16 protein-coding genes are annotated in these 20,057 nt (G+C 66.5%); 15 read left to right on the top strand and 1 reads right to left on the bottom strand.

What is annotated here, in order from left to right:
- The first annotated feature begins 3 nt into the window (after positions 1 to 3).
- The 15 genes from frr (at position 4) to tilS (ending at position 18,369) form a co-directional block, all read left to right on the top strand.
- Positions 4 to 561, top strand: coding sequence for a ribosome recycling factor (frr, locus tag ACOJCM_RS07470; protein ID WP_445211435.1), 558 nt, complete (start codon positions 4 to 6; stop codon positions 559 to 561).
- Between the two features lie 60 nt (positions 562 to 621).
- Positions 622 to 1,398 carry a polyprenyl diphosphate synthase gene (gene uppS / locus ACOJCM_RS07475; protein ID WP_445211436.1) on the top strand — a complete coding sequence of 259 codons (777 nt, stop codon included), beginning with the start codon at positions 622 to 624 and terminating at the stop codon, positions 1,396 to 1,398.
- Positions 1,391 to 2,191, top strand: a complete 801-nt coding sequence (locus ACOJCM_RS07480; protein WP_445211437.1) for a phosphatidate cytidylyltransferase — start codon at positions 1,391 to 1,393, stop codon at positions 2,189 to 2,191. Before uppS ends, ACOJCM_RS07480 begins: the two co-directional genes overlap by 8 nt.
- A 2-nt stretch (positions 2,192 to 2,193) precedes the next feature.
- A complete protein-coding gene (ispC, locus tag ACOJCM_RS07485; protein WP_445211438.1) occupies positions 2,194 to 3,387 on the top strand; it encodes a 1-deoxy-D-xylulose-5-phosphate reductoisomerase in 1,194 nt (397 codons plus the stop codon).
- 45 nt (positions 3,388 to 3,432) lie between these two features.
- A complete protein-coding gene (gene rseP / locus ACOJCM_RS07490) occupies positions 3,433 to 4,791 on the top strand; it encodes a sigma E protease regulator RseP (protein ID WP_445211439.1) in 1,359 nt (452 codons plus the stop codon).
- 119 nt (positions 4,792 to 4,910) lie between these two features.
- The gene (bamA, locus tag ACOJCM_RS07495) at positions 4,911 to 7,253 is read left to right on the top strand and encodes an outer membrane protein assembly factor BamA (RefSeq protein ID WP_445211440.1); all 2,343 of its coding nucleotides are present in this window, start codon (positions 4,911 to 4,913) and stop codon (positions 7,251 to 7,253) included.
- Positions 7,254 to 7,279: 26 nt separating this feature from the next.
- Positions 7,280 to 7,786, top strand: a complete 507-nt coding sequence (locus tag ACOJCM_RS07500) for an OmpH family outer membrane protein (RefSeq protein ID WP_445211441.1) — start codon at positions 7,280 to 7,282, stop codon at positions 7,784 to 7,786.
- Positions 7,787 to 7,831: 45 nt separating this feature from the next.
- The gene (lpxD, locus tag ACOJCM_RS07505; protein ID WP_445211442.1) at positions 7,832 to 8,872 is read left to right on the top strand and encodes a UDP-3-O-(3-hydroxymyristoyl)glucosamine N-acyltransferase; all 1,041 of its coding nucleotides are present in this window, start codon (positions 7,832 to 7,834) and stop codon (positions 8,870 to 8,872) included.
- 120 nt (positions 8,873 to 8,992) lie between these two features.
- On the top strand, positions 8,993 to 9,436 hold the full coding sequence (fabZ, locus tag ACOJCM_RS07510) for a 3-hydroxyacyl-ACP dehydratase FabZ (protein WP_445211443.1): 444 nt from the start codon (positions 8,993 to 8,995) through the stop codon (positions 9,434 to 9,436).
- Positions 9,433 to 10,200, top strand: a complete 768-nt coding sequence (gene lpxA / locus ACOJCM_RS07515; protein WP_445211444.1) for an acyl-ACP--UDP-N-acetylglucosamine O-acyltransferase — start codon at positions 9,433 to 9,435, stop codon at positions 10,198 to 10,200. Before fabZ ends, lpxA begins: the two co-directional genes overlap by 4 nt.
- 23 nt (positions 10,201 to 10,223) lie before the next feature.
- On the top strand, positions 10,224 to 11,447 hold the full coding sequence (lpxB, locus tag ACOJCM_RS07520; RefSeq protein WP_445211445.1) for a lipid-A-disaccharide synthase: 1,224 nt from the start codon (positions 10,224 to 10,226) through the stop codon (positions 11,445 to 11,447).
- Entirely contained in the window at positions 11,444 to 12,055 is a 612-nt protein-coding gene (rnhB, locus tag ACOJCM_RS07525; protein ID WP_445211446.1) for a ribonuclease HII, read from the top strand. The genes lpxB and rnhB overlap by 4 nt, the downstream gene beginning before the upstream one ends.
- Before the next feature lie 86 nt (positions 12,056 to 12,141).
- Positions 12,142 to 15,645: a DNA polymerase III subunit alpha gene (dnaE, locus tag ACOJCM_RS07530; RefSeq protein WP_445211447.1), complete on the top strand. Its 3,504-nt coding sequence runs from the start codon at positions 12,142 to 12,144 to the stop codon at positions 15,643 to 15,645.
- A gap of 473 nt (positions 15,646 to 16,118) precedes the next feature.
- Positions 16,119 to 17,072 carry an acetyl-CoA carboxylase carboxyltransferase subunit alpha gene (locus ACOJCM_RS07535; protein ID WP_445211448.1) on the top strand — a complete coding sequence of 318 codons (954 nt, stop codon included), beginning with the start codon at positions 16,119 to 16,121 and terminating at the stop codon, positions 17,070 to 17,072.
- Positions 17,056 to 18,369, top strand: a complete 1,314-nt coding sequence (gene tilS / locus ACOJCM_RS07540; protein WP_445211449.1) for a tRNA lysidine(34) synthetase TilS — start codon at positions 17,056 to 17,058, stop codon at positions 18,367 to 18,369. Before ACOJCM_RS07535 ends, tilS begins: the two co-directional genes overlap by 17 nt.
- Here tilS and ppx read toward each other — a convergent pair.
- Positions 18,350 to 19,891 (bottom strand): exopolyphosphatase, encoded by a 1,542-nt coding sequence (ppx, locus tag ACOJCM_RS07545; protein ID WP_445211450.1) that lies wholly within the window; start codon positions 19,889 to 19,891, stop codon positions 18,350 to 18,352. The two genes, tilS and ppx, sit on opposite strands and share 20 nt — an antisense overlap.
- Between the last annotated feature and the right edge of the window lie 166 nt (positions 19,892 to 20,057).

Raw genomic sequence — 20,057 nt, forward strand, 5'->3', positions numbered from 1 at the left:
ACCGTGATCAATGATATCCAGAAAGATGCCGAAAGTCGCATGAAGAAGAGCCTCGACGCCCTTCATGCCAACTTCAACAAGATTCGTACCGGGCGCGCGCACTCCAGCATCCTCGATTCGGTCACCGTGGATTACTACGGCAGCCAGGTGCCGCTCAACCAGGTCGCCTCGGTCAACGTGGAGGACGCGCGTACCCTCTCCGTGGTGCCGTGGGAGCAGAACATGGTCCCCAAGATCGAGAAGGCCATCATGACCTCCGACCTGGGCTTGAACCCGGCCAGCGCCGGCAACGTGATCCGCGTGCCGATGCCGATGCTCACCGAGGAGACCCGCAAGGGCTATATCAAGCAGGCCCGCGCCGAGGCCGAGAACGCCCGCGTAGCGGTACGCAACGTGCGTCGCGATGCCAACAACGACGTCAAGGCGTTGCTCAAGGAGAAGGAGATCTCCGAGGATGAGCAGCGTCGTGCCGAGGACACGATCCAGAAGCTGACCGACAAGTATATCGCCGAGATCGACAAGCAGCTCGAAGTGAAGGAACACGACCTGATGCAGGTCTGAGCAGCGCCGGGCGGCGCAGCCTCTGGCCGCCCGGTCTTCCCACCGCCATTGCGAGGCACCATGACGTCAGCGCAGACCTCCGCATCCCAGATGCCACCGAAGCCGCCCGGCAATGGCCTGCCACGCCATGTGGCGATCATCATGGACGGCAACAACCGCTGGGCCCGTGCCCGTGGGCTCTCCGGTATACGTGGGCACCGGGCCGGCGTCGAGGCCGTGCGCGCGGTAATCCGGCGCGCCGCCGAGCGCGGTATCGAGACCCTTACGCTGTTCGCTTTCTCCAGCGAGAACTGGCGTCGTCCCGAGGCCGAAGTCAGTGCCTTGATGGAGCTGTTTCTCATCGCCCTCAAGCGCGAGGTGAGAAAGCTGCACGACAACGGGATTCGGCTCTCGGTGATCGGCGACCGCAGCGCCTTCTCCTCCTCGATCCAGAAGTACATTGACAAGGCCGAGGCGTTGACCCGCGACAACCGGCGCATGCACCTGGTCGTCGCCGCCAACTACGGCGGACGCTGGGATATCGCCACGGCTGCGCGGCGCCTGGCCGAGCGCGCCGTGGACGGCGAGATCGAACCTGCTGCCGTCGATGAGTACAGCCTGCAGGGCGAGCTGTGCCTGGGCGACGAGGCGCCGGTCGACCTGTGCATACGCACCAGCGGCGAGCAGCGCATCTCCAATTTCCTGCTCTGGCAGATGGCCTATGCCGAGCTCTATTTCACGCCGCTGCTGTGGCCGGATTTCGATGGCGAGGCCTTCGACATGGCAGTGGACGACTTCCGTCGGCGGCAGCGTCGTTTCGGCATGACCGACGAACAGATCGAGGCAGAAGGTGCTTAGACAGCGGATCATTACGGCGGCGTGGCTGGCACCGCTGATGCTGGCCTGCCTGTTCGGTCTCACGGGCGGCGCCTTTGCTGCCTTCACCGGGGTCGTCGTGCTGCTGGCCGCCTGGGAGTGGACCAATCTCGCCGGCGTTACCCGGGCGAGCCGCCGCCTGGCCTTGGTGGCCGGCCTGGCCGTGCTGATGGTTGCGCTGTGGGCGTTCGGCGCGGCGCTGGCGATCTGGCCGCTGTGGCTGGCGGTGGTCGGCTGGGTCGTCAATCTCTATTGGGTGGTCCGCTACCCGGCCGGGCGTGAGCAGTGGCAATCGATCGCCGTGCGACTGGCCATGGGGCTATGGGTACTGGTGCCGGCCTGGGTCGGTTTCAACGTGCTGCGCGACATCGGCAGCATCTGGCTGCTCTTCGTGCTGCTGCTGGTGTGGGGGGCCGACATCGGTGCCTACTTCTGCGGCCGTGCCTGGGGCAAGCGCAAGCTGGCACCGGCAGTGAGCCCCGGCAAATCCTGGGAGGGTGTGCTGGGTGGCGCGGCGGTGACGCTGCTGCTGGCACTGCTGTTCGCCGCATGGCAGGGGCTGGGGATGGCCGGTGGCCTGGGGCTGGTGGTAGTGACCGTGGTGGTGACGCTGGTCTCGGTGCTTGGCGACCTGCTCGAGAGCATGCTCAAGCGCTTTCGCGGCATCAAGGACTCCAGCAACCTCCTACCCGGCCACGGCGGCGTGCTCGACCGCATCGACAGCCTGACCGCGGCAGTGCCGCTGTTCGCCCTGCTCTCCCTCGGAGTGCTGTAGCGATGAGCGAAGCGCGCGGCCGTCAGAACGTCACGGTACTGGGGGCGACCGGCTCCATCGGCACCAGCACCTTGGACGTCATCGCTCGTCACCCCCAGCGCTACCGGGTACATGCCCTGACCGCGCACCGCTCGCGCGAGGCGCTGCTGGCCCTGTGTCTGCATCATCGTCCAGCGGTGGCGGTGCTCGATGCGGACGGCGATGCCGCCTGGCTCGGCGAACGCCTGGCCGAGGCGGGCCTGGAGACCGAAGTGCGCGCCGGAGAGGCCGCGCTCGTCGAGGTGGCGGGCGCCACCGAGGCGGATGTGGTCATGGCCGCTATCGTCGGCGCTGCCGGCCTGCTGCCGACGCTGGCCGCGGTGCGCGCCGGCAAACGGGTGCTGCTGGCCAACAAGGAAGCGCTGGTGATGTCCGGTGCCCTGTTCATGGATGCCGTGGCCAGCCACGGTGCCACGCTGCTGCCGATCGACTCCGAACATAATGCCATCTACCAGTGTCTACCTCCCGGACACCGTGGCGGCCTGTCCCGGCATGGCGTGACGCAGCTGCTGCTGACGGCCTCCGGCGGTCCGTTCCGCGGCTGGTCGCCGGAGCGCCTGGCCACGGTGACACCGGCCCAGGCTTGCGCGCACCCCAACTGGTCGATGGGGCGCAAGATCTCGGTGGACAGCGCCACCCTGATGAACAAGGGGCTGGAGCTGATCGAGGCGTGCTGGCTGTTCGATGCCCGGCCCGAGCAGATACAGGTCGTGGTGCATCCGCAGAGCGTGATCCACTCCATGGCGGCCTACAGCGACGGCTCGGTGCTGGCCCAGCTGGGCAATCCCGACATGCGCACACCGATCGCCTACGGGCTGGCCTGGCCCGAGCGCATCGAAGCCGGTGTCGAGGCGCTCGACCTGTTCCAAATTGCTCGGCTCGACTTCGAGGCGCCCGATGAAGCGGCCTTTCCCTGCCTGCGCCTGGCGCGGGAGGCGATGCAGGCGGGCGGTACGGCGCCGGCGATCCTGAATGGGGCCAACGAGGTGGCGGTCGATGCCTTCCTGAATGGCCGCTTGAGCTTTCCAGGGATCGGCGAGCTGGTAGCAGAGATACTCGAGGCACTGCCGGTTGCGGCCGGCAACGACCTGGAAACCATTCTTGCGGCCGACACCCGGGCTCGCCAGGTGGCGCGCGAGAGGCTGGCGAGGCGCTGAACCGCCTCCCGCCGTTGAACGAAGACGCTTTTCAAGGAGGCTGACTTGGGCCTGATCCAGAACGTGTTGGCCGTCATCGTGGTATTGGGGCTTTTGATCACCTTCCACGAGTTCGGTCATTACTGGGTGGCGCGCCGCTGCGGCGTCAGGGTGCTGCGCTTCTCGGTGGGCTTCGGCAAGCCGATATGGTCCCGCGTCGACCGCCACGGGACCGAATTCGCCGTGGCGGCCATTCCGCTCGGCGGTTACGTCAAGATGCTCGATGAGCGCGAGGCCCCCGTGCCTCACGACCAGCGCCATGAAGCCTTCAACCGCAAGTCGGTATGGCAGCGTATCGCCATCGTGGCGGCGGGGCCTGTCGCCAATTTCCTGCTCGCCATCGTCGCCTACTGGGCGCTGTTCGTGGCCGGTACCACCACGGTGGCACCGGTGGTCGGCGAGGTGGCGCCCGATTCGCCTGCGTCCCGCAGCGGTCTGGCGTCGGGTCAAGAGATCGTGGCCGTTGAGGGCAGCGCGGTGCGCTCGTGGGACGAGATCAACCTGCGCCTGATCGCCGAGATCGGCCACAGCGGCGAACTGGCCATCCAGGCGCGCGACGATGCCACGGCCGACGCGCGCGAGTATCGCTTGCCCGTGGAGGACTACCTGGTGCGCCAGGACCCGCCCCAGCCGCTGGCCACGCTCGGCATCGCGCCCTGGCAACCGCGTTTTCCCGCCGTGTTGGGGCAGGTGATCGACGGCGAGGCCGCTGCCGAGGCGGGGCTGCAACCGGGTGACGAGATACGGGCCGTCAACGGCAACCCGATCGAGGAGTGGATGGATTTCGTCAGCGTGGTCCGGGCTAGCCCCGGTGAAGCGCTGGAGGTCGAGGTGGCGCGGGGCGACGAGCAGCTCACGCTATCCCTGGTGCCGGGCACGCGTGAGCTTGAGACGGGCGGCGCCATCGGCCATGTCGGTGCCGGCGTCACGCCCGTGGAGTGGCCCGAGGAGTTCCGCCGTGAGATTCGCTACGGTCCGGTGGCGGCGGTGGGGCAGGCAATGAGCCGTACCGGGGAGATGACGCTCCTGACGCTGGACGCCATCCGCAAGATGCTGGTCGGGCTGATTTCACCGTCCAACCTGTCCGGGCCTATCACCATCGCGCAGATGGCCGGGGATACGGCGCGTACGGGGCTGGAGAGCTTCGTCAGCTTCCTGGCCTATCTCTCGGTCAGCCTGGCGGTACTCAACCTGCTGCCGATCCCGGTGCTCGACGGCGGCCATCTGCTCTACTATTTCGTCGAAGCGGTGCGCGGCCGGCCGGTATCGGAGAGAACCCAGGCGGTGGGGCTGCGCATCGGCCTGGCACTGGTCGGCACGCTGATGCTGATGGCGCTCTATTTCGATCTGATGCGTCTCTGGTAGCTAGCGCCCTTCTCGGGCACGGGGAGGCGGAGCTGCGCTCCGCCTTGTCAGTCACCCGCACATATGTATATGGTGCCTGTCTGGACAGGCAGGCGGATCAACGCGAGCGAAGCGACTGCATGAATATCAAGACCCTCGGACTGGCGGCATTGCTGCTGGCCGGCTCCTCTACGGCGCTGGCAGAATCTTTCGAAGTTACCGACATTCGCGTGGAAGGGCTGCAGCGGGTATCCGCCGCCTCCGTCTTCAACGCCTTCCCCATCAGCGCGCGTGACCGAGTGGATGACCGCGAACTTGCCGAGGCGGCCCAGAGCCTGTTCGCCACTGGCCTGTTCGACGATATTCAGCTGGCACGCGACGGTGACGTACTGGTCATCCAGGTGGTCGAACGCCCGACCATCGCGCGGCTCAACATCAGCGGCAACAATCAAATCCCCGAGGAGGACCTGCGCCGCGGCCTGCGTGAAGGCGGGCTGGCGGAGGGTCAGGTGCTGCAGCTCTCCACCCTGGAGGACATCCAGCGCGAGCTGGAGGGGGTCTACCAGTCCCAGGGCCGCTACAGCGCGCGCATCGAGACAAAGGTGCGCGAGGTCGACGAAGGCCGGGTACAGGTCGACATCGACATCAACGAAGGTGCCGTGGCGAAGATTCGCCAGATCAATATCGTCGGCAATCGCCAGTTCGACGATGACGAGCTGCGCGACGTGTTCGAGCTCGACGACCGCCCCGGACGTTTCTTCGGCTGGTTCTCGAGCGACGAGTACTCGCGCGAGGCGCTGGCCGGGGATCTGGAGCGGTTGCGCTCGTTCTATCTCGATCGCGGCTACGTCAATTTCAACATCACCTCTACCCAGGTGTCGATCAGCCCGGACAAGTCGCAGATCTTCGTCACCATCAATGTCGACGAAGGCAACCAGTACCGCCTGGGCGACATCCGCTTCGCCGGCGACCTGCAGATCGGCGAGCGTGAGGCGCGCAACCTGCTGCAGGTCGAGAGTGGCGACATCTTCTCGCGCAGCGACGTCACCGCATCCAACGAGGCGCTGCGTTCGCGGCTGGGCGCCGAGGGCTTTGCCTTCGCTCGGGTCGAGGGCATGCCCGAGCCGCGCGCCGACGGCGAGACCGTCGACCTGACCTTCAGCGTCGATCCGGGACGTCGCGCCTATGTACGACGGATCAACTTCGTTGGCAACACCACGACGCAGGACGAGGTGCTGCGCCGCGAGATGATCCAGATGGAGGGCGCGCCGGCCTCCACCGAGTCGATCAGCCAGTCGCGCCGGCGCCTGGAGCGCCTGGGCTTCTTCAGTCAGGTCGAGGTGGATACCCAGCCGGTCGCCGACGAGCCCGACAAGCTCGACGTGACCTACTCGGTGGAGGAGCAGCCCTCCGGCTCGGTCTCGGCGAGCATCGGCTTCTCCCAGAGCGCCGGCGTGATCTACGGTGCGTCGCTGGCCCAGAACAACTTCCTGGGCACCGGCAACCGTGTCAACATCGGCGCCCAGCGAAGCGATACCTTCACCAGTGTGAACTTCGGCTTCACCGACCCCTACTGGACGCTGGACGGTATCTCGCGTGGCTATAATCTCTTCTACCGCGAGACCGACTACGAGGACTCGGACATCTCGACCTACTCCACCGACGCCTATGGTGCGGGGATCAACTTCGGCTATCCGATCAGCGAACTGTCACGACTCAACTTCGGCGCCAGCGTCGAGGACCTGACGATCAAGACTTACCGTGATACCGCCTCGGAGATCGTGCGTTACGTCGACGACCAGGGCGACGATGCCCAGAGCCTCAAGCTCACCGCAAGCTGGACGCGCAACAACCTCAACCGTGGCATCATGCCCACCTCCGGCAACTACCAGCGCCTGTCGCTGGAGACCGCGGCGCCGGGCAGCGACGCCGACTATTTCAAGTTGCGCGCCCGTGCCCAGCAGCTCTTCGCCCTCAACGAAGAGGAGACCTGGGCCCTCAAGTTCGGTACCACGCTGGGCTATGCCGACAGCATTGGCAGCGAGCCCTACCCGTTCTACGAGAACTTCTTCGCCGGCGGCCTGGGCTCCGTGCGGGGCTTCACGGCCAATACGCTGGGTGAACGCACCACACCGCGCGAATCCGGACGCGACCGTACCCTCGGCGGCAACGTGCTGGTCGAAGGCAGTGCCGAGCTGCTCTTCCCGCTGCCTTTCGTCGAGGATCAGCGTTCGCTGCAGACCGGCTTCTTCGTCGATGCCGGCAATACCTTCCTGACCAGCTGCTATCCGGTGGTCGAGGGCGATGGCCCCTCGCGCTGCTCATCGGGTATCGACCTGGGCGAGCTGCGCTACAGCATCGGCGTGGGTCTCTCCTGGCTGACCCCGGTCGGCCCGCTGACGTTCAGCATCGCCGAGCCGCTCAACGACGAAAGCGGCGACGACACCCAGTTCTTCCAATTCTCGCTGGGCCAGACGTTCTGAGCCGGCCAGCCAGGAGGTGCTTTGCCATGCGTAAGTTGACTGCCATTCTCTGCCTGGGGCTGTTCGTCGCTCTGGCGGCGCCGGCCCATTCGGCCGAGGTTGCGGTACTGGACTGGCGCCAGGCACTGCTCTCTTCCGATGCCGCCCAACGCTCCATGCAGGAGCTTGAGGACCGCCTGTCGGGGCAGCAGCAGGAGGCCCAGTCGCTGGGTCAGGAGCTGTCCCAGCTGCAGCAGCGTATGCAGCAGGAGGGCGAGAGCCTGCCCGAGGACCAGCGCCGCACCCTGATTCAGGAATTCCAGCAGAAGGGCGGCCGCTTCGAGCAGCTGCGCCAGGGCATCATGGAAGAGCAGATGCGTGCCGAGGAGGCTTTCCTGGAGCAGGCGGAGCCCAAGCTCGAGCAGGCGGTCGAGCAGGTCATCTCGCGACACGGCGTCGAGGTGCTGGTGGAGCCCCAGGGTGTGCTGCACTCCGAGAGGGATCTACCCAATCTGACGGGTGAAGTGATCGAGATACTCAATTCACTCAACTGATCCACTGCGGCGGGATGTCGCCGCACGCTGTCGATATGGGTTTCCATGACGCACCCAGCTACTCCACAATACACCCTGGCCGAGCTGGCTGAACGGCTCGGCGCCAATCTGGTCGGCGATGGCAGCCGCCTGATCAATGGCCTGGCCTCCCTCAAGGAGGCGGGGCCCGACCAGGTGGCATTCGTCGCCAACCGCTCCTACCTCAAGGACTTGGCCACAGCCCGGGCCGGGGCCGTGCTACTGCATCCCGAGCATGCCGCCGCCTGTCCGGTGTCGCGCCTGGAACTGCAGAACCCCTACCTGGGCTACGCCCACCTGTCGCAGCTGTTCGATCCGATCCTGGCGGCGCCTCTTGGCGACATTCACCCCACGGCCGTGGTGGCCGACGACGTGGCGTTGGGAGAGCGGGTCGAGATCGGGCCCAACGCCGTCGTCGAGCCCGGTGTCGAGCTGGGTGACGAGGTCGTGGTTGGCGCCGGCAGCTTCGTCGGGGCGGGTACGCGCATCGGCGCACAGACGCGGCTGCACGCCAATGTCACCATCAGCCACGGCGTGACCATCGGGAAGCGTGTCATTCTTCACAGCGGCTGCGTGATCGGAGGCGATGGCTTCGGCTTCGCCCACGACGGCAGCCGTTGGCACAAGATCGCCCAGCTGGGTGGCGTGGTGCTGGGCGACGACGTCGAAGTGGGCAGCTGCTCCAGTATCGACCGGGGCGCGCTGGATGACACCGTGATCGGGAACGACGTGAAGATCGACAGCCAGGTACAGATCGCCCACAACGTGCATATCGGCGATCATTCGGCGCTGGCCGGCTGCGTCGGTATTGCCGGTTCCACCCGGGTCGGCAGGAACTGCATGCTGGGCGGAGGCGTGGGCCTCGCCGGACACCTGACCCTCTGTGACGGCGTCCAGGTCACGGGCATGAGTCTGGTAACCAACTCGATCCACGAGCCGGGCGTCTACTCGTCGGGTACCGGCGCCATGACCAACGCGCAGTGGCGCAAGAACGCGGTGCGCTTCAAGCAGCTCGACGACCTGGCCCGACGCCTGGCCCGGCTCGAAAAGCGTAGCCAGCAGGGTTGAGACGGCGTCGGGCGACGCTATAATTCTTCGCCTGCCTGCTGCAGGCTGCTTCGGGAAGCCGGATGCGACGCTGCTGGACGTTCGCGGCGGCTTCCCTACTTCATTTCAGAGGTCGCTACGATGGTAATGGACATCAACGAGATTCGTGATTATCTGCCGCACCGATACCCCTTTCTGCTGGTGGACCGGGTAACGGAGCTGAGCCTCGGCGAATCCATCGTTGCCTACAAGAATGTCAGCATCAACGAGCCGTTCTTCAACGGCCACTTTCCACACCATCCGATCATGCCCGGCGTGCTGGTACTTGAAGCGCTGGCCCAGGCTTGCGGTATCCTCGGTTTCAAGACGGTCAACAAGCTACCCGCCGACGGTTACGTCTATTATCTGGTAGGAAGCGATAACGTGCGCTTCAAGCGTCCGGTCATGCCGGGGGACTGCCTGGTACTGGAAGCGAACGTCGAGCGTGAAAAGCGCGGCATATGGAAGTTCGCCTGCCGTGCTACCGTTAACGGCGAGCTGGCCTGCGAGGCCGAGATCATCTGTGCCGAGAGGAAGGTTTCTTGATACATACCACTGCCATCGTCGACCCTGGGGCACGTCTGGCCGAGGATGTGGAAGTCGGGCCTTTCAGCGTGATCGGGGCCGACGTCGAGATCGGGCCCGGCAGCCGCATCGGCCCGCATGTCGTCATCAAGGGCCCCACCATACTCGGGGCGCGGACGCGCATCTTCCAGTTCGCTTCCGTGGGCGAGGATTGCCAGGACAAGAAGTATGCGGGCGAACCGACGCGCCTGGTGATGGGAGACGACAACGTCATCCGCGAATGCGTGACGCTGCATCGCGGCACCGCCCAGGATCGCGGCGAGACCACCATCGGTTCACGCAACCTGTTCATGGCCTATGTGCACGTCGGCCACGACTGCATCATCGGCGACGACTGCGTGCTGGCCAATCAGGCGACGCTGGCCGGGCATGTGACCCTGGGCAATTTCGCCATTCTCGGCGGGTTGTCGGCCATCCACCAGTTCTGTCACTTCGGCGATCACGCCATGGCCGGTGGGGGGGCGATCATTACCAAGGACACCCCCGCCTACGTCATGATCAACGGCAATCCGGCCCGGGTCCATGGACTCAACCAGGTCGGGCTCAAGCGGCGCGGCTTCTCGGCCGAGGCGATCAAGGCCCTGAACGATAGCTACCGGCTGGTCTATCGTCAGGGATTGACCGTTACCCAGGCGCTGGAAGAGATCCGCCGCCGCTACGCGTTGCCGGAAACCGACGCCTTCGCCGCCTCCATCGAGGTTTCGACACGCGGCATCATCCGCTGACGCGGCATCGCAACGGGTTCGATATGTGCAAGCTTGAGCGTGTCTACATCGTCGCCGGCGAGATGTCCGGCGATCTGCTCGGGGCGAGCCTGATGCGTGCCTTGAAGGCGCGCCACCCGCAGGTGCAGTTCCGGGGGATCGGTGGCCCGGGCATGATCGCCGAGGGCATCGACAGTCGCTTCCCGCTGGAGACGCTCTCGGTCATGGGCCTGGTCGAGGTGCTCAAGCACCTGCCGGGGCTGATCCGGGTGCGTCGCGCCCTGCGGGCCGATGCCCTGGCCTGGCGGCCTGATGTCGTGATCGGCATCGATGCCCCCGACTTCAATCTCGGCCTCGAGCGTCAGTTGCGCGAGGCGGGTCTCGCCACGGTTCACTACGTCAGCCCCACGGTATGGGCCTGGCGCCAGGGTCGGGTCAAGGGCATCGCCAAAGCGGTGGACGCCATGCTCACCTTCCTTCCCTTCGAGGCCGCCTTCTACGAGCAGCATCGCCTGCCGGTGGCCTTCGTCGGACACCCGCTGGCCGACGAGCTGCCGCTGGTCAGCGATCGTGCCGGCGCGCGCGCCGAACTTGGGCTGCCCGCGAACGCTCCGGTGCTGGCCGTGCTGCCGGGTTCGCGTGCCAACGAGATCCGCTTTCTCGGTGCCACCTTCCTCGATGCCGCCGAGCGGCTGAGTCGCGAACGTACCACACTGAGGGTGGTGATTCCGGCGGCGACGCCGCTGCGCCGTGAAGCGCTCGAACGATTGCTCGAGTCGCGTCCCGAGCTGCGCGAGCGGGTGATCCTGCTCGATGGGCAGGCCCGCCAGGCGATGGTGGCCAGCGATGCCGTGCTGCTGGCTTCGGGAACGGCGGCGCTGGAGGCGATGCTGTGTCACCGCTCGATGCTGGTGGCCTACCGCATGGCGCCGTTGACCCATTGGCTGGCGCGCCGATTGGTCAAGACGCAATGGATCTCGCTGCCGAACCTGATCGCCCAGGAACCCCTGGTACCGGAACTGATTCAGGAGGCCGTCACGGCCGAGGCGATCGTCGCCCATATCGGACCGATGCTCGACGATGGCGCGGCGCGGGCCGAGCTGGAGGAGCGCTTTGCCACCTTGCATGCCGGACTGCAGCGCAACGCCAGCTTCAGGGCGGTCGAGGCCATCGAGGCCGTGGCGGCGAGGCGGCCGCTGCCCGAATCGGTGGCAAGCGATACCCTGGAGCAGGGCGTCTCGGTGCATGGCAGGAGGGGCGAGGCATGAACGAGCATGCTTTCCCGCCGCTCATCATCGACTACCAGGGCCACATGCTGGCCGGCGTCGATGAAGTGGGTCGCGGGCCGCTGATCGGAGCGGTGGTGGCCGCGGCGGTCATACTCGACCCCATGCAGCCCATTGCCGGTCTGACAGACTCCAAGCAGCTTTCGCCGCAGCGACGCGTCGAGCTGGACGCCGAGATTCGCGACAAGGCGCTGGCCTTTGCCGTGGCCGAGGCGACACATGCCGAAGTCGATGAGATCAATATCTATCACGCGACCCACCTGGCCATGCGCCGGGCCATCGACGCCCTGCCGCTGCGACCCGAGTTCCTGCTGGTGGACGGCAATCGGCTGCCCGGGCATCATGTTCCCGGCCAGGCGGTGGTCAAGGGCGATGCCCGTCATCCCGCCATCGCCGCCGCCTCGATACTCGCCAAGGTGGCCCGCGACGCCCAGATGGTGGCACTCGACGCGCTCTATCCCGAGTACGGTTTCGCCCGCCACAAGGGCTACGCCACCCCCAAGCATCTGGAAGCCCTGGAGCGGCTCGGCCCCTTGCCCGAGCATCGTCGTTCCTTCGCCCCGCTGAAGAGACAGCTCGAGCTGCTTTAGTTGGGTCGCCGCCGGATCGCCCCGGGCGCTGCCGGCATTTGCCTTGTTACCGTGCGGTTCATTCACTGCCAAGCATCGAGTCCACCATGACCACGCCTTTCGTACACCTTCGTGTCCACACCGAGTACTCCCTGGTCGACGGCCTGGTCCGACTCAAGCCGCTGCTCAAGGCCACCGCCGAGCAGGGCATGCCGGCGCTGGCGGTGACCGACGAGGCCAACCTGTTCGGCCTGGTCAAGTTCTACCGCGGCGCCCAGGGCAGCGGGCTCAAGCCGGTCATCGGCGCCGACCTGTGGCTGGCCAATCCCCACGACGAGGGCCACCCCTATCGCTTGACGCTGCTGGCGATGAATGATGTCGGCTACCGCAATCTCACCGAGCTGATCTCACGCGGCTGGATGGAAGGGCAGCGCCAGGGGCGGGCCGTACTGGAGAAGCGCTGGGTGCTCGAACAGAGCGAGGGCCTGATCGCGCTCTCCGGCGGGCGCGAGGGCGAGGTCGGCCGTCACCTTCTGGCCGACCATCAAGAGGAGGCGCGGACGCTGCTCGAGGAGTGGAAGTCCGCCTTTCCCGATCGCTTCTACCTGGAACTGACCCGCACCGGGCGCCCGCTGGAGGAGGAGTGCGTGCACCTCTCGGTGGCGCTCGCCATCGACAGCGGCACCCCGGTAGTGGCCACCAACGATGTGCGCTTCCTCGAGCGCGACGACTTCTGGGCCCACGAGACGCGAGTCTCCATCGGCGAGGGCAAGGCGCTGGACGACCCGCGCCGCGAGCGCAAGTACACCGAGGAGCAGTACCTCAAGAGCCCGGCGGAAATGGCGGAGCTGTTTGCCGACATTCCCGAGGCGCTGGAAAACAGCGTGATGATCGCCGCGCGCTGCAACGTCGACGTGCGCCTGGGCGAAATCTTCCTCCCGGAGTTCGGGATCCCCGAGGGCATGACCCAGGACGAGTATTTCCGCAAGGTCTCCCACGACGGTCTCACCGAGCGCCTCGACTTCCTCTATCCAGCCGAGAAGTACCCGCGCGACGGCGCCGAGTTCGCCGAGATCGACAAGCGCTATCGCGAACGCCTCGACTTCGAGCTCGACATCATCATCCAGATGGGCTTCCCCGGCTACTTCCTGATCGTGATGGACTTCATCCAGTGGGCCAAGGACAACGACGTCCCGGTGGGGCCGGGGCGCGGCTCCGGTGCCGGCTCACTGGTGGCCTACGCGCAGAAGATCACCGACCTCGACCCGCTGGAATACGACCTGCTGTTCGAGCGCTTCCTGAACCCCGAGCGTGTCTCGATGCCCGACTTCGACGTCGACTTCTGCATGGAGAAGCGCGACCGGGTGATCGAGTACGTGGCCGACCGCTACGGGCGAAATGCGGTGTCGCAGATCGTCACCTTCGGCACCATGGCGGCCAAGGCGGTGGTGCGCGACGTGGCGCGCGCCCAGGGCAAGCCCTACTCGCTGGGTGACAAGCTCTCCAAGCTGATCCCCTTCGAAGTGGGCATGACCCTGGCCAAGGCGATCGAGGCAGAGCCCGCGCTCAAGGAGTTCATCGAGAATGACGAGGAGGCCGCCGAGATCTGGGAAATGGCGGTCAAGCTCGAAGGCATCACCCGCGGCACCGGCAAGCACGCCGGCGGCGTGGTGATCGCGCCGACCAAGCTGACCGACTTTTCGCCGCTGCTGTGCGACGAGGAAGGCAACGGGCTGGTGGTACAGTTCGACAAGAACGACATCGAGGAGGCCGGGCTGGTCAAGTTCGACTTCCTTGGCCTGCGCACCCTGACCATCATCGATTGGGCGCTGGAGATGGTCGACAAGGTACGCGCGGCCAAGGGCGAGGGGCCGCTCAACATCGACAGCATTCCGCTCGACGACAATCCCACCTTCGAGATGCTCAAGCGCGCCGAGACCACGGCGGTGTTCCAGCTCGAATCGCGCGGCATGAAGGAGCTGATCAAGCGCCTGCTGCCCGACTCGCTGGAGGACATGATCGCGCTGGTGGCCCTGTTCCGCCCGGGGCCGCTGCAGTCGGGCATGGTCGACGACTTCATCAACCGCAAGCACGGCCGCGCCGAGATCTCTTACCCCCACCCGGACTACCAGCACGAGTGGCTCAAGCCGGTGCTCGAGCCCACCTATGGCATCATCCTGTACCAGGAGCAGGTGATGCAGATCGCCCAGGTGCTGGCGGGCTACAGCCTGGGCCAGGCCGACATGCTGCGCCGGGCGATGGGCAAGAAGAAGCCCGAGGAGATGGCCAAGCAGCGTGCCGGCTTCATGGAGGGCTGCGCGGCCAACGGCATCGACAAGGAGCTGGCAGGTAACATCTTCGACCTGGTGGAAAAGTTCGCCGGCTACGGTTTCAACAAGTCGCACTCGGCGGCGTACGGCCTGGTCTCCTACCAGACCGCCTGGCTCAAGACGCACTACCCCGGCCCGTTCATGGCCGCGGTCATGTCCACCGAGATGGACAATCTCGACAAGGTGGTGCCGCTGATCGAGGAGTCGCGGCGTATCGGTCTCACCGTGACGCCGCCGGACGTCAACATCGGCGCCTACAAGTTCACCGTGGATATCGACGGGCGTGTGGTCTACGGCCTGGGCGCGATCCGCGGTGTGGGCGAGGGGCCCATCGGCGCCATCGTCGAGGCGCGCGAAGCCGATGGGCCGTTTGCCGACCTGTTCGACTTCTGCCGTCGGGTCGACCCCAAGCGCATGAACAAGCGCACCCTTGAGGCGCTGATCCGTTCGGGGGCGCTGGACAACCTGGGGCCGAACCGGGCGGTGCTGGCCGCCGCCCTGGACGACGCCATCCGCGCCGCCGCCCAGACCCAGACCAACCAGAACCTGGGCATGATGGACATGTTCGGCGAGGCCTTTACCGACCATGAGGTCGAGAGCGACCCCTACGAGGCCTATCGGCGGGCTCGCGAATGGACCGACAAGGAGCGCCTGGCCGGCGAGAAGGAAACTCTCGGGCTCTACCTCACCGGCCACCCCATCGACGAATACGAGAAGGAGCTGGCGCGCTTCGTCTCCACGCGCATCAGCGACCTCAAGCCTTCGCGCGAACCGCAGCGTGTCGCCGGCCTGGTGGTGGCCGTGCGCACCATGAAGTCCAAGCGCGGCGACACCATGGCGTTCATCACGCTGGACGACCGCACCGGGCGCATCGAGGCGTCGCTGTTCGGCGAGCTGTATGACCAACTGCGTGGCCAGATCGAGGCCGACCAGGTGCTGATCGTGGAGGGCGAAGTTTCCAGCGACGATTTCTCCGGCGGCCTGCGCCTGCGTGGCAAGGAGGTCACGCCGATGGTGGCCGCTCGCGCCCGCTACGGTGAGGCGGTGGAACTCTCGCTCGACGGCACCCGGGTCAACGGCCGTCTGATCGACACCCTGCGCGACAGTCTCTCGCCGCACCGCGACGACGGCGGCCTGCCGGTACGGCTGCGCTACCGTAACGACGAGGCCGCCGGCTGGCTCGAGCTGGACGGCCAGTGGCGCGTGTCGCCCTGCGACGAGCTGTTGATCGCGCTGCGTGAGGTGGAAGGGCAGGATGGGGTGCGGCTGAAATACCGCTAGACCTGCGAAAGTGTCTGCACTCGGCCATACGGCGTTAAAAAACGTCTGGTGCGCCAGCCCGGTCAAAATGCTCATTCACTAAAGTAAACTCGTGCGCGAGCCCGGTCCGCTTTCTCGCCGTTTTTTGCCTTGCGACCCACAAGGATGTGGGAAGTGCGTTGGCGCGCAGGGAACGGGCCTAGCCCTGGCCGTCGCTCGGCGACTTTCGCGCAAGGCCTAAGCTCTAACTGCCACCGCTTCGGGCGGCGCCGGGGACAGGTCGCAGCGGAGGTTTTATCAAAGATGGAAAAGGTGGCGCCCAGGGATGGGTTCACAGCGCCTCCGCAGAGACCTGTCGCCGGGAAGGCCGCTGTTCCACGCCTTGCGCCGCGCGTTGAGGGTGCGATAATGCCCGACACTCGATTTTATGGCTTCCGGGACGAACAGTGTTCATCATGCCCCGGCGACAGCAATGACAAGGCGGCCCAGCCACTATGAATCCCAACTACCTCGATTTCGAACAGCCCATCGCCGAACTCCAGGCCAAGATCGAAGAGCTGCGCCTGGTCGGCAACGACAGCCAGCTCAACCTCAGCGACGAGATCAGCCGCCTGGAGGAGAAGAGCCGCAAGCTCACCGAGTCGATCTTCAGGGACCTGACCCCCTGGCAGGTGTCGCAGCTTTCGCGCCACCCCCAGCGTCCCTACACGCTCGACTATCTCGAATATATCTTCACCGACTTCGATGAGCTGCACGGTGACCGCCGCTTCGCCGACGACCCTGCCATCGTCGGCGGTATCGCCCGCCTCGATGACCGCCCGGTCATGGTCATCGGCCACCAGAAGGGGCGCGACGTGAAGGAGAAGGTGCGGCGCAACTTCGGCATGCCGCGCCCCGAAGGCTATCGCAAGGCGTGCCGGCTGATGGAGATGGCCGAGCGCTTCAGGATGCCGGTGCTCACCTTCATCGACACGCCCGGGGCCTATCCCGGCATCGACGCCGAGGAGCGAGGCCAGAGCGAGGCCATCGCCTACAACCTGGCGGTGATGTCGCGCCTCAAGACACCGATCCTCTCCACCGTGGTGGGCGAGGGCGGCTCCGGTGGGGCGCTGGCCATCGGCGTGTGTGACGAGCTGGCGATGCTGCAGTACTCCACCTACTCGGTGATTTCCCCCGAGGGCTGCGCCTCGATCCTGTGGAAGAGCGCCGAGAAAGCCGCCGACGCCGCCCAGGCCATGGGGATCACCGCCGAGCGCCTGCAGGAGCTGGGCTTCGTCGACACCCTGATCGAGGAGCCGCTGGGTGGCGCCCATCGTCACCCACACACCACCGCCGAGCGGGTCAGGGAGGCGCTGCTGGCAAGCCTCGAGCGGCTCGAGGCCATGGATACCGACGCCCTTCTCGAGCGACGGTATGAGCGCCTGATGAGCTATGGCGCCCCGGCATAATAGAGAGCCTTTACAAGCCCTGATCGATAACGCCCTGGCACAGACCCCGCCGGGGCGTGTCGTCTGGGTGGCGCTCTCCGGCGGGCTGGATTCGAGCCTGCTGCTCACCCTGGCGGCCGAGGCGTGCCGTCGCCATCCGCGCTCGCTGCATGCGCTGCATGTGCACCACGGCCTGCAGGCCGCTGCCGACGACTTCGAGATACACTGCCGACGGCTTGCCTCGCGGCTCGGCGTGCCATTGTTCATCGAGCGCGTGAGCGTCGAGCGAGATGCCGGGCTGGGGCTGGAGGGCGCGGCGCGGCAGGCACGCTATGCCGCCTTCGCGCGGCGCGTGGCGCCGGGCGAGACGCTATGGCTGGGTCAGCATCGCGACGACCAGGCCGAGACGTTCCTGCTTGCCGCCCTGCGCGGCAGTGGCGTGCGGGGGCTGGCGGGCATGCCGCGGAGCCGTGAATGGCGGGACAGGCACATCGTACGTCCTCTGCTCGACCGCTCCCGGGCCGAACTCGAGGTGCAGGCAGGCCGGCTGGGCCTGGCCTGGACCGAGGACCCCTCCAACGCCGACGAGACGCTGGATCGCAACTTTCTGAGGCAGGCGGTGATACCGTTGATGACGCAACGCTGGCCGCGGACAAGCGAGGCGCTGGCAAGCTGTGCCCGTCACGCCGCCGAAGCCGACGCCCTGATCGGCGAGCTGGCCGCAGAGGATCTGGCCACTCTGGGCGGCGATGCTGCCCGCCTGCCGCTGGCAGGGCTGTTGCGTCTTTCACCGGCGCGTCGCCGCGTGCTGATACGCCATGCCTGCCAGCACTTGGCGTTGCCTACACCGCCCGAGGCGCGCCTTGCCGCGCTACTCACGCAGCTCGAAGCGCGGCGTGACGCTCAGGTGCAGGTGGCCTGGGCTGGCGGTGAGGCGCGTATATGGCGCGGATACCTGTACTTGCTGTCGTGTCGTCTGATGCTGCCGTCCAATTGGCTGGTCGAGTGGGACGGTGTCTCTCCCGTGCCCACCCCGTGGGGAGTCGTCGATGTCACCCTCGTGCCCGAGGGCAGAGGGCAGGCTCACCTGAAGCTCACGGCCCGCCAGGGCGGTGAGCGGCTGTGCATGCCGCGACGGGGCAGGCGCGATCTCAAGCGCCTGCTGCAGGAGAAAGGCGTGGCGCCATGGGCCCGCGAGCGCCTGGCCGTGGCCTGGCACGGGGCAACGCCGGTGGCGGCACTGACACTGCCCGAGGGAGAGTGGGTGGCGGTGGCGGAGGGCTGGCTGACGGGTTCCGTCAGCTCAGGCTCAGGCTGAAGCCGGCCGCCTTCTGGTAGGCGATCTCCTGTTCGAGGTCGGTGCGCAGCAGCGTTTGGTCCCCGCCTTCCGCCGTGAGGCACAGGTGCAATTCGTCGTCGTGGGCGTCGAGTCGGGGTGTTTCGGGGGGCTGTTCGCCTCGCGAGTGGTTGAGCAGGACCGCCAGTCGCAGCAGGCGGGCCAGGCGCGCATGGGAGGGCTGCTGCGATTCGGGCAGGGCGCGCCATTCGCGTAGCGGAAACTTGCGCCGGTGAGCGCGTACCAGGAATGCCAGCAGGCGCTGCTCGGGGCGAGAGAAGCCAGGCAGGTCGGCATGCTCCAGCAGGTAGGCGCCATGCCGGTGAAACTGGCTATGGGAGATGGCCAGGCCGATCTCGTGCAGGCGCGCCGCCCAATCGAGGAAGCGCGCCTGATCGTCGTCGAGCCCCCACGCGTGGCGTACCTGGGCCAGCAGCCGGCCCGCCGTGTGTGCCACGTGGTCAGCCTGGCGGACGTCCACCGCGTGGCGCTGTTGCAACGAGGCGAGCGTCTTGAGGCGGGAATCCTCCGGGCTGTTGCGTCCCACCATGTCGTAGAGCACGCCTTCCCGCAGGGCTCCGTCGGCGTAGCGCAGGTGCTCCAGGCCGAAGGCCTCGAAGATGGCGCCGAGGATGGCCACGCCGGCGGGGAAGACCCGCGCGCGATCCGCCTTGAGCCCCTCCAGGGCCACGCGATCGAGATGGCCGCAGGCAATCAGCTGGCTACGTACCCGGCCGAGTCCCTCTCGCGTGACCAGGCCGTCGGGGGCGCCGCCGGTGGCGGCGATGACGGACGCTGCGGCCTTGATCGTGCCGCTCGAACCTACCGGGTCGTCCCAGCCCAGTTCACAATAGGGCCGGCGAATATTGGCCAGTTCCGACATGGCCGCCAGTTCGGCGCGCCGCATGCGCTGTTCGTTGACCTCGCCGCTCTGGAAGAAGCGCCGTGTGTAGGTCACGCAGCCCAACTGCAGGCTCTCCAGGGCCAATGGCTCGAAACGCTCACCGATGATGAACTCGGTGGAGCCGCCCCCGATGTCGATGATCAAGCGCCGGCCGTTCTCGGCCAGCGAGTGGGCTGCGCCCAGATAGATCAGGCGGGCCTCCTCGCGTCCGCCGATGATTTCGATGCGATGCCCCAGCAGCGCCTCGGCACGGACGATGAGCTCTTGGCTGTTGCGTGCGTCGCGCAGGGCATTGGTGCCCACTATGCGCAGCTGGCCCTGGGGAATGTCGGCGACGAAGGGAGCGAAGCGGGACAGGCAGTCCAGGGCCCGCTGCATGGCAGCTTCGTCGAGCATGCCCTCGGCGTCGAGCCCGGCAGCCAGCTGCACCTTCTCGCCGCGGCGCGCCACGACCTGCAGCCTGTCGTCCTGGTAGTGGGCAACCAGCAAATGGAAACTGTTGGACCCCAGGTCGATCGCGGCCAGGCGCTGCAGGCTCGGTGACGGAGGGATGTCGGAAGTGCTGCTGGCAGGCTGGGGCCGTTCCGTGGGTGAGTTCATCGAAGCATCCTGATAGCGAATGGCTAAAGGGTGCGGCGACTCCCCCAGCCTGTCAATCGCCCCGGGTCGATCGACAGGCTTGCGTTCGACGCCGGCCTTGACTAACATCGAGGCGTTCGCCTGTTCCGAATGCTTTCCGACCGCGTCGCGGTCAACATCAAGTCGT

The organism is Billgrantia hypersalina, assembly GCF_052584175.1.

Excerpts from the sequence above, each read along its gene's own strand:
- uppS (WP_445211436.1), top strand. The coding sequence starts at position 622 with ATGACGTCAGCGCAGACCTCCGCATCCCAGATGCCACCGAAGCCGCCC.
- ispC (WP_445211438.1), top strand. The coding sequence starts at position 2,194 with ATGAGCGAAGCGCGCGGCCGTCAGAACGTCACGGTACTGGGGGCGACC.
- bamA (WP_445211440.1), top strand. The coding sequence starts at position 4,911 with ATGAATATCAAGACCCTCGGACTGGCGGCATTGCTGCTGGCCGGCTCC.
- ACOJCM_RS07500 (WP_445211441.1), top strand. The coding sequence starts at position 7,280 with ATGCGTAAGTTGACTGCCATTCTCTGCCTGGGGCTGTTCGTCGCTCTG.
- lpxD (WP_445211442.1), top strand. The coding sequence starts at position 7,832 with ATGACGCACCCAGCTACTCCACAATACACCCTGGCCGAGCTGGCTGAA.
- fabZ (WP_445211443.1), top strand. The coding sequence starts at position 8,993 with ATGGTAATGGACATCAACGAGATTCGTGATTATCTGCCGCACCGATAC.
- lpxB (WP_445211445.1), top strand. The coding sequence starts at position 10,224 with ATGTGCAAGCTTGAGCGTGTCTACATCGTCGCCGGCGAGATGTCCGGC.
- rnhB (WP_445211446.1), top strand. The coding sequence starts at position 11,444 with ATGAACGAGCATGCTTTCCCGCCGCTCATCATCGACTACCAGGGCCAC.
- dnaE (WP_445211447.1), top strand. The coding sequence starts at position 12,142 with ATGACCACGCCTTTCGTACACCTTCGTGTCCACACCGAGTACTCCCTG.
- ACOJCM_RS07535 (WP_445211448.1), top strand. The coding sequence starts at position 16,119 with ATGAATCCCAACTACCTCGATTTCGAACAGCCCATCGCCGAACTCCAG.
- tilS (WP_445211449.1), top strand. The coding sequence starts at position 17,056 with ATGGCGCCCCGGCATAATAGAGAGCCTTTACAAGCCCTGATCGATAAC.
- ppx (WP_445211450.1), bottom strand. The coding sequence starts at position 19,891 with ATGAACTCACCCACGGAACGGCCCCAGCCTGCCAGCAGCACTTCCGAC.